Source organism: Streptomyces sp. ADI95-17 (assembly GCF_003846175.1).
In the GTDB taxonomy this organism is placed as follows: Bacteria; Actinomycetota; Actinomycetes; order Streptomycetales; family Streptomycetaceae; genus Streptomyces; species Streptomyces sanglieri.
In genome coordinates, this window is record NZ_ML123057.1 from 11,158 (window position 1) to 19,902 (window position 8,745).

Annotated in this window: 8 protein-coding genes and 1 pseudogene; 3 read left to right on the forward strand and 6 right to left on the reverse strand. The window is 69.3% G+C overall.

The features are described from left to right. Positions 1 to 528: 528 nt before the first annotated feature. The gene (locus tag EES42_RS43135) at positions 529 to 1,647 is read right to left on the reverse strand and encodes a hypothetical protein (RefSeq protein WP_124723664.1); all 1,119 of its coding nucleotides are present in this window, start codon (positions 1,645 to 1,647) and stop codon (positions 529 to 531) included. 150 nt (positions 1,648 to 1,797) lie between these two features. Here EES42_RS43135 and EES42_RS45455 point away from each other — a divergent pair, with 150 nt between their 5' ends. Next, positions 1,798 to 1,947 (forward strand): hypothetical protein, encoded by a 150-nt coding sequence (locus EES42_RS45455; protein ID WP_164495576.1) that lies wholly within the window; start codon positions 1,798 to 1,800, stop codon positions 1,945 to 1,947. A gap of 780 nt (positions 1,948 to 2,727) precedes the next feature. Here EES42_RS45455 and EES42_RS43140 read toward each other — a convergent pair. Genes EES42_RS43140 through EES42_RS43155 form a run of 4 tightly spaced genes read right to left on the reverse strand, consistent with a single transcriptional unit; the run spans position 2,728 to position 6,309 of the window. After that, positions 2,728 to 3,921: an ABC transporter permease gene (locus EES42_RS43140; RefSeq protein ID WP_124723665.1), complete on the reverse strand. Its 1,194-nt coding sequence runs from the start codon at positions 3,919 to 3,921 to the stop codon at positions 2,728 to 2,730. Then, a complete protein-coding gene (locus EES42_RS43145; RefSeq protein ID WP_241196978.1) occupies positions 3,918 to 4,646 on the reverse strand; it encodes an ABC transporter ATP-binding protein in 729 nt (242 codons plus the stop codon). The genes EES42_RS43140 and EES42_RS43145 overlap by 4 nt, the downstream gene beginning before the upstream one ends. Beyond that, positions 4,643 to 5,779 (reverse strand): peptidoglycan-binding domain-containing protein, encoded by a 1,137-nt coding sequence (locus tag EES42_RS43150; protein WP_164495583.1) that lies wholly within the window; start codon positions 5,777 to 5,779, stop codon positions 4,643 to 4,645. Before EES42_RS43150 ends, EES42_RS43145 begins: the two co-directional genes overlap by 4 nt. Before the next feature lie 2 nt (positions 5,780 to 5,781). Continuing rightward, a complete protein-coding gene (locus tag EES42_RS43155) occupies positions 5,782 to 6,309 on the reverse strand; it encodes a hypothetical protein (RefSeq protein ID WP_124723667.1) in 528 nt (175 codons plus the stop codon). 190 nt (positions 6,310 to 6,499) lie between these two features. On the opposite strand from EES42_RS43155, the gene EES42_RS43160 reads away from it, so the two are divergent. Together EES42_RS43160 and EES42_RS43165 are read left to right on the forward strand one after the other, a co-directional pair. Next, complete coding sequence (locus tag EES42_RS43160; RefSeq protein ID WP_124723668.1) at positions 6,500 to 7,156, forward strand: response regulator transcription factor; 657 nt, start codon at positions 6,500 to 6,502, stop codon at positions 7,154 to 7,156. Continuing rightward, positions 7,153 to 8,397 (forward strand): sensor histidine kinase, encoded by a 1,245-nt coding sequence (locus tag EES42_RS43165; protein WP_124723669.1) that lies wholly within the window; start codon positions 7,153 to 7,155, stop codon positions 8,395 to 8,397. The genes EES42_RS43160 and EES42_RS43165 overlap by 4 nt, the downstream gene beginning before the upstream one ends. A 250-nt stretch (positions 8,398 to 8,647) precedes the next feature. Here the strand turns inward: EES42_RS43165 and EES42_RS47070 are convergent. Then, positions 8,648 to 8,745, reverse strand: a pseudogene (locus tag EES42_RS47070) (transposase); the annotation flags it as partial.

The following is an 8,745-nucleotide window of genomic DNA, read 5'->3' on the forward strand; positions in this document are numbered from 1 at the left end:
ACGCTAGCCAGTGAATCCTGGGCCCGTAGAACCTGTGGAATGCCGCGCCAAGCTCTGTGCCGACAGGCTTCACCAGTTGGCCGGCCCCCGGCCTGGAGTGGGCCACGGCGATGGAGCAGCAGCGGCGCCCGTCCCGGGGATGTGCCCGGGACGGGCGCCTCGTTCGTTCTTGCCGCCACAAGACCGCGTGGCCGGCACCCGTCAGGTCCATCAAGGCGGCCTGGTGCACCGTCGGCAGAGGCACGCCGTGCTCACCCGGCAGGTCGGTCTGCTCCGTGAATTGCTGGGGTTTCCTTCCGCTCCCTTGCCACGGCGGTCGGCAACCGGGCATCGTCCTCGGCGCGGGCCCGGTCCAGCAGAAGGCCGGCGCTGAGGCTGACCTGGATGCAGGGCAGGAGGTTCACCTTCACGGCTTCCTGGCCGAGCGGCGGCGATCGGGCCGTTACACCGCGCCCGCCTCGTCGGCACAGGCGCCGATCAGCTCGGTCAGAGCGAACACTCCAAGTCTCTTGCCGCTCTCGCTTCCGATCAAGAGGTGAGACCCCCTGTGAGCAGCACTCTCCTTGCACCTGGGAGACGTGCTGCCTGGTCGGCGATGTGGCGCAGCGCGTCGGGTCCGCCCCTGCGGTTGGAGGGTTTCAGCAGCATTCCTTCAAGTACATCGCCCATCGCCTCACGCGGGGCCACCTCAGCCAGAAGAATCTCCCCGAATCCGCTTGCGATGGGCTCAAGGAAGGACGGCTTCTCGGTTCGAGCCTTCTTGTATTCGTCTCCGACGAGCACGACAACGGCTCGTCGAGTTTTCGGCAGCAGCTCGCTCAGGGTGGGGTAGCGCTCACACAGGTGGGTGGGCCTGCGAGATGTGGCGTAGTCCAGGAAGACTCCCCGCTCATCCACCCGGGCGAACTTGAATCCTTCGAATACAGCCAAGACGAACTCGGGGCGCAGGAAGTGGTTTGCGATGTCGCGCCCGATCTTCCGGTACGGGTCATCCTCGCTCACGAAGACCTGGTTCGCGGCAGGGTAGGAGTCGGCTGAGGCTGCATGGCCGCTGTCGACGAGGCGGGCCATGAGATCGATGTGCTCCTCGAAACTTCCCGGGCTGGCGCTCGGGCCCATCACGTGAATGACCATTGACCCGCCGATCACCGGCGAGCGCGTGCCCTTGGTCGCGTCAGAGGGCGACTTCCTCTTTCCCGGAACCGGGATCACGGCAGACTGCTTGAACGGCAGACCGGCGGCATCAGTCCCTACCGCATGGGCGATGAGAAGAACCTCTTCCGGATCCTCCGCGTCCGCGGGCTTCGCCGCCGCAAGGAGCTGCTCGCCCTTCTCCTCCGCGTCCACGGGCTTCGCCGCCCCAAGGAGCTGATCGCCCTTTGCGTACAGCTCATCCCACTCCTGCTCAGACCTGTGTGTGGGGACGATGGGGTTCTCGGCAAGGTGCCGGATCAGGCGCCAGGCCATCTCGTAGTTGGCCGGGTACCTCTGGAACAGTCGCTGCGCGGTGGGGCGAGAGCACTGCAGCGTACCCGCCAGTTTGTGCAATGACGGGAGGCCCGCACGCCTATGCAGTGCGCCGAGCCACTCCAGGTAGTCCCGCAGTGGCCCGGGTGGTACGTCGCCTGGGATCTTGATCTCCGGCACCTTGCTCCCTGTCCGCACGTCCTGACCGTGAAAACTTTGTTTCACGGCGTTCCAAGAGCGGCACACAGCGTACCCACATCGGCACATCCGGCCCGACCGTGCCGGACGCTCGAATCACCCGCCAGCACAAGGGAGGTGAGGAGAGTGAGGTTGGGTAAGGAGTGGTGGCAGACCGTCCGGTACGCCATCGGTAAGGAGGGCCGGACGGTCCGCCTGATCAGCATCCTGGTGACAGTCGGCGTCATCGTGCTGGTACTGATCACCGTCACGAACGGCGTGTCCGTAACGGTGGGCGTCTAAGGCGGTGCCCGATAGGGCGGGGCGTGCCTCGGCCGCACAACCAGGTCACCACGAGGCTAGGGCCCCGGTCGACACGACCGGGGCCCTGGGCGGTTGGGGTTCGGGCAAGGAGATGCCCCTGCCCAGCGGGGGATGGTCCAACAGGTCCGAGGCCGGGCCCAGAGCCGGGGTGCTGTGGCCCTGGACGACGAGGACGACGGCGCCTTCCCGACCGCCTGATACATCATCTGAAAACACCCCGGACGGTTCTCACCCACCCTTCAGCGCCCCAGCCCAGCCCCGCACCCAAACTCACACCAGGGCTCAATACCGGCCGGCTCCGGCGAGCGGCAGGCTGACCCAGCGCCAGGCCCTCGCGCAGCTCGCCGCGGTCGGCATCAAGGCCCCGGGTGCCGCCCACCGGACGTCTCGCGGGTACGGGCACCACTCGGCCGCACCATCGCCGAGGCGATGTCAGGCGCGAAGGCGGCCTGACGGCCAACGAGGCGCCCGCCCCAGGCGATGTGTCCGGGGCGGGCGCCGTGATCGTTGCTACGGCCACCGTCGGGGTCGCTCCCGAGCAGACGGTCGGGGCAGGGCCCACACAGGTCCGAACAGCACTTCGAGAACGGCAGATTTGCCGGCACCACCGCCGGTCCTCCCCTGCTGCATCAGCTCATTCACTCCCGACCCCGGCGACGACCCCACCCACCAACCGGAGAACCGGCGTATGGTCATCGGCGTACGTCAAGTCCGCGTAGTCGGGCCCAGTCTGCGACCTCGCAGGCTCCGGCGTGTCGGTCAGGCCGAGCGCAGGGCGTCTGTCGGGGACACCCTGGCTGCGCGCAGTGCCGGGTAGATTCCGGCGACGGCCGCTACCAGTACTGATACCAGGGGTCCGGCGATGACCGTGTAGAGCGGGATGGAGGCGGGCCAGCCCTGTGCGAGGGCGTAGCCGTAGACCGCGAGGCTGCCGACGAACAGTCCGCCGACTCCTCCGATGAGGCCCATCAGTACGGCCTCGATGAGGAACTGGACGGCGATCTGGCCGCCTCGGGCGCCCAGCGCGCGGCGCAGTCCGACCTCTCCGCGGCGTTCCATCACTCCCACGACCATGGTGTTGGCGATGCCGACGCCGCCCACGAGCAGGGCGACCGCTGCGAGGGCGAGGACGAGTCCGGTGAGGGAGTTCTTGGTCTCGGCCCGTGCCGTGTACAGGTCGGAAGGGCGGCTGACTGCGACCGTGCTCGGGTTGGCGGGGTCGGCGGTGGCTCCGGCAACGGTCTGTACGTCAGGGACGCGTTCGGGGTGGGCCCTGAGGTAGACCATGGCGGCGGTGCCGTCCGCGCCCAGGTGGGCGGTGGCCTCGGGCCAGCCGACCAGGGCGGCGGTGCCGAGTTCGGGTGCGAGCTCGTTCGGGGCCAGGATGCCGTTGACGACGAACCACTGTCCGCCCAGCCAGACGCGTTCGCCCGGCGCGGTGACGCCGAGCCGGAGTGCGGCCTGGTCGCCGAGCACGGTCATCGGGAGGTTCTCGCTCGCCTTGTCCAGCCAGTGCCCGTTCTGCAGGGTGGCGTGCAGGACGTCGAGCAGGTTGAGCCGGGCGGCCAGCACGGTGAGGCTGTTGGTCTGCTGTGGTGGGACCAGGTCGTTGCGGTAGACCTGGGTCTTGGTGGCCCCGGTCGCGGTGACCTGTTGCACGGGGGCGATGTTGGCAAGCATCTTCTCGGCCGTGGGCGGCAGCGGCACCGGCTTCTGGTCGGGGCCGTTGCCGGGGGCGACGGTGATCAGGTTGGAGCCGAGCCGGTCCAGGCGCTCCAGCAGGTGTGCCTGGTTGGAGGCGGAGATCCCGGTCACGGCGATGACGGCGGCGATGCCCAGGGAGATGCCGAGCGCGGACAGGGCGGAGCGCATCTTGCGGGTGCGTGGTCCGATCATGCCGAGGCGCAGCGTGTCTGTCGGGCGTAGCCGGGTGCGGCGCAGGGGTGGTGTCATCGGACAGCTCCTGCGGGGTGCGGGCCGCGTTCGTCGGAGTCGATGCGGCCGTCGTGGAGGGCGATTCGCCGGGGGAAGGAGGCGGCCAGCTCGCGGTCGTGGGTGATGACGACGACCGTGGTGCCGTTGGCGTTCAGGGTGCGCAGCAGCTCGACGACGGCGGTGCCGGAGACGCTGTCCAGGGCCCCGGTGGGTTCGTCGGCGAGCAGCAGTGCGGGGCGGCCGACGAGGGCGCGGGCGATGGCGACGCGCTGCTTCTCGCCACCGGAGAGCTGGTCGGGGTGGTGGCGGAGCCGGTGCCCGAGGCCCACCTCGCGCAGGGCTTCGGCGGCTCTGGAGCGCCGGAGTGAGGCGGGGACGCCGCTGTAGAGGAGGCCGGTGGCGACGTTCTCGACCGTGGTGAGCCCGGACAGCAGGAAGAACTGCTGGAAGACGAAACCGATCCGGTGGGCGCGCAGGGCGGCCAGTTCGGGGTCGGAGAGCGCGGACAGGTCGCGTCCTTCGAAGTGCAGCTTCCCCGCAGTGGGCCGGTCGAGGGATCCGAGCAGCGCGAGGAGGGTGGACTTGCCGGAGCCGGAGGGGCCGACGACGGCGAGGAGTTCCCCGGCTTCGACGGTGAGGTCGATGCCGTGCAGGATGCGCAGCGGCGGTGATCCCGGGTACTCCTTGGTGATGCCGGAGAGTTCCAGCACGGCTGCCCTGCCCGGTGGTTGATGGGGGATCACTTCGGGATCACCACCTGGGCGCCGGCTTGGACGTCCCCGGTGATCTGCGCCTTGGCATCGGCGACCAGTCCCAGCTGGATCCTGACCAGCCGGGTGGTGGCGCCGGAGACGACCTGGACTCCGTAGCCGCCGCCGTCCAGGGCGAGCAGCGCGGTGACGGGGACGATGAGCGCGTCGCTGACGGTCTCGCCGACGACGGTGACGGTCACGGAGGAGGGCCCGGCCTGCTTGGCCTGCCGCTGGTGGTCCAGCGCGATGGTGACGGTGGTCTTGTCCGCGCCGCCGGAGCCGTCCGGGCCGTTGTCCCCGCCGTTGCCGGAACCGCCGTGGACCAGTGAGCGAATGCGTCCGTTGATGGTGCTGCCGTCGGCCAGCTTCACCGTCACCCGGCCGTTGGGCTTGAACTGGGAGAGCTGGTTGTCGGCGGGCTGCACGGTGGCGACCAGGTCGGTGCCGGACACGGTCATGACCGCGGTGGCCCCGAGGGCCGAGCCGAGCTGCGCGCCGAGCTGCTGCACCCGCACGGCCGCCTGCGGCAGCATGACGACACTGCCGAGCGATACCGTTCCCGTCTGCTTCTCACCGAGGGCCTTCTGCCAGCGTTTGACGGCGGTGACGGTGGCAGGGGTGAACTTCTGGTCGGCCGTCAGGCCGAGTCCGTCGGCATGGCCGAGCTTGATCAGGTTGCGTTTGAGCTGTTCGACGTCGGGTCCGTCACTGATGTCGGGGCCGAGGTCGCGCCACATCGGCCGGTCCCCGGTGAGCAGCACCACGGGCCGTCCGTCGACCTCGTACAACTTCGCCCCGGCCTTGACGACGGCGCCGACGGCGGGCAGGGCGGTGATGGTTCCGTGGCCGGAGGTGATGACGGGAGTCGGGGTGCTGTAGCTGAGCGCGCCGCCGACCTGAATGCCGGTGGACAGCGAGCCCTTCTGCACCGCGACGGTGCCGTGGCTGACGGACGGCTTCGCGGAGGCGGTGCCGTGCTGCTCCCAGGGGCGGATCGCGGCGAGCGCACCCGAGCCGCCGAGCGCGGCGACCAGGACGAGCGCGACGACGGCCTTACGGTGCTTCTTCCGCGCGGGGGCGGGCGAGGTGCCGTCGGGGGCGGTGGTCTCAACAGTGCGGCTCATGATCACTGACCGATCGAGTAGCCGGGCATCGGGAGCTTGCCGCAGGCCGGCTGGATGGCGTCCCATTTGGCGGTATTGAGCGATTTCGCCGGGAATACGAGGATGCCGGTCTTGGGGTCGGGGTCAGGGATGTCCGCGTAGCCGTGCTTCCGCGCGCACGCGACAAAGGCACGCCCTTGCTCGACGAACTTCTCGTTGCCCTTCTGCTGGACCTGGTGGATGCCGGGGACCTTGGCGTCGCAGACCTTGCTCGCCGCGTCGAAGCCGTTGGCCGAGCCGGGACTGTCGACACCAGTGGCCGGGAAGGTGATGTTGCCGTCCTTGTCCTGCTCGACACTGGTCTGCCCCTGCTTGTGCATGCAGTCCACCCAGGCCCGCCGGACCGCGTCGTCGTCCTGCGGCTTGCTCTTTCCCGTGCCGTCGCCCCCGGCCACACTGGGCGCCGCGTCGCCGGAGGAGCAGCCGGTCATCACCAGCGCCGCGGTCACGACGGTCGCCGCCAGTACGGTTCGTATGGTCTTGGTATGCATTTCGTGGTCTCCCTGCTGGATGTCGACATCGACCTCGGCATTTCTACGGACCGGCGAGTTACGCACCGGTGAGTGCGTGCCTAACCACCGGCTAACGCCCGCCGAGGCATCGTTGACCAAGAAGGGCCAGGACAGGCCGGCGCGGGGCAGGACAGCGCAGCGCAGGGCGCGGCGAGGGGAGTGGAGCAGAATGCGAGTGCTGATCGTCGAGGACGAGGTGGACCTGGCCGCGATGCTCGCCGAGGGCCTGCGCGCCGAAGGCATGGTCTGCGACGTCGCCCACGACGGCGCCCGCGCGCTCGAAATGACGGCCGCCGCCGACTACGACGTCCTGCTCCTTGACCGGCACCTGCCCAAGCTGAGCGGGGATGCCGTCTGCCGGGCCCTGAACACAGCCGGCTATCCGGCCAGAATCCTGATGCTCACCGCCGCCGGCGCCCTCGCCGACCTGGTCGACGGCCTCGGTCAGGGCGCCGACGACTACCTGGCCAAACCCTTCTCGTACCTGGAACTGATCGCCCGGCTGCGCGCGCTGGGCCGCCGCTCCCCTGCCGGCAACAGCCCCACCGTACTGAGCAGGCACGGCGTCAGCCTGGACACCGTGCGCAGAGTCGCCGAACGCGACGGCCGGCCACTGAAGCTGACACCCAAGGAGCTCGGAGTGCTGGAACTACTGCTGGCCGCGGACGGCGCCCCCATCCCCACCGAGCAGCTGCGGGACAGCCTGTGGGACGCAGCACTGGACCCGGCCACCACCGCCGTCCGGGTCACCGTCCACTCGCTGCGCCGCAAGCTCGGCGACCCACCACTGATCACCAACGACCCCGGCTACGGGTACCGGCTGTGAGCCAGGCCGGGGCCGGTCGCCGACCCTCGCTGCAGCGGCTGCCCCTGCGCGGACGGCTGACCCTGATGACCACCACGGTCTTCGCGGTCCTGGGCGGCGGACTGCTCCTGCTGAACTGGCTCAGTACCCGCCAACTCCTGAAAGACAACCGCCACCGCATCGATCCCGCGAGCATGCTGGCTCCCGCCCAGACCGCGCCGAGCCCCACCACCCCGCAAAGCCCCTCGATCCCCGCCTCACTCACCACTCCCGCCCAGCGCTTCGAAGACTTTCAGCACACCATCCTCAGCGATCTGCTGCTGCGCTCCCTGCTCCTGCTCGCCGTCTTCACCGCACTCGCCGGACTGCTCGCCTGGTGGGGCAGCAGCCGCTCACTGCACCGCCTCAGCCAGGTCACCGCGGCGGCCCGGCGCATCAGCACCGGCAGCACCCTGGACGAACGGCTCGGCCTGACCGGCCCGCACGACGAGGTCCGCGAACTCGGCGACACCTTCGACACCATGCTCGACCGCCTGGACCGCAGCTTCACCGCCCAGCGCCGCTTCACCGCCCACGCCTCGCACGAACTGCGCACCCCGCTCACCCTCCAGCGCACCGCCCTGGAGATCCCACTCGCTCAAGGCCGGGTTCCAGCCGACCTGAGACCCGCCTTCCAGCGGGCGCTGGACGCCACCGCCCGCAGCGAGCGCCTGATCGCGGCACTGCTGACACTGGCACATGGCGAGAGCGCACAGCTGACACCGCAACCGGTCGACCTCAAGGACGCCGCCAGGGACGCCTTGGCGGACCTGGCCGACGAGGCCCGGACGGCGGGCATCCGGATCACCGCCGACCCGGTGCCCGCCCCAGTCGCGGGCGACCCCTCACTGCTCCGGCAGATCGCACTGAACCTGCTGGCCAACGCTGTACGGCACAACCACCACGACGGCACGGCGACGGTGACCACCGGCACCCTCGGCGGCCTTGCCTTCATCGAAGTCGGCAACACCGGCCCGGTACTGGACCCGGACGAAATCCCCGCCCTCTTCGAACCGTTCCAGCGCGGCCGGGAACACCGCAGCGACGGGACCGGGCTGGGACTGGCCGTGGTCCGGGCGATCACCCTGACCCACCACGGCGAGCTCACCGCCACCCCCCGCCCCGACGGCGGCCTCACTGTCCGAGTCGAACTGCCCACCACACAAATGGAACAGGTCCCGCAGAGTCCGGCCTCTGAGAACCCAACGCTTCGGAACATCTGATCTCCGCCGGTACAAGGCGCGCGCTGTATCCCTTGGAGCTCTCACTCCCTGGCCAGGTAATCCGCACTCAGTGACCAGCTATTGATCAGAAACTCATGGGGTTCACTCGTCGAGGACGTAGCGGACGTGCCGACCGCCGAAGTATCCGCGCACGATGTGAGGTTGGCGTTGTCGACGGTGGAAGAACCCTGCGGGTTTCGGCGGCGAGTTCGGTTTGGTTCCTGGCCCGGTGAGTGTGGGGCAGGCCGCGTTTGAGGTCGGCGTTGACGAGCTCGTCCGGGTTCAGCTCGGGTGAGTATGAAGGCAGGAAGTGCAGTTCGATCTGGTCCTTGTGGTCGGCGAGCCAGG

Coding starts and splice junctions, on each gene's coding strand:
- EES42_RS43140 (WP_124723665.1), bottom strand. CDS start 3,921: ATGACACCACCCCTGCGCCGCACCCGGCTACGCCCGACAGACACGCTG.
- EES42_RS43150 (WP_164495583.1), bottom strand. CDS start 5,779: ATGAGCCGCACTGTTGAGACCACCGCCCCCGACGGCACCTCGCCCGCC.
- EES42_RS43155 (WP_124723667.1), bottom strand. CDS start 6,309: ATGCATACCAAGACCATACGAACCGTACTGGCGGCGACCGTCGTGACC.
- EES42_RS43160 (WP_124723668.1), top strand. CDS start 6,500: ATGCGAGTGCTGATCGTCGAGGACGAGGTGGACCTGGCCGCGATGCTC.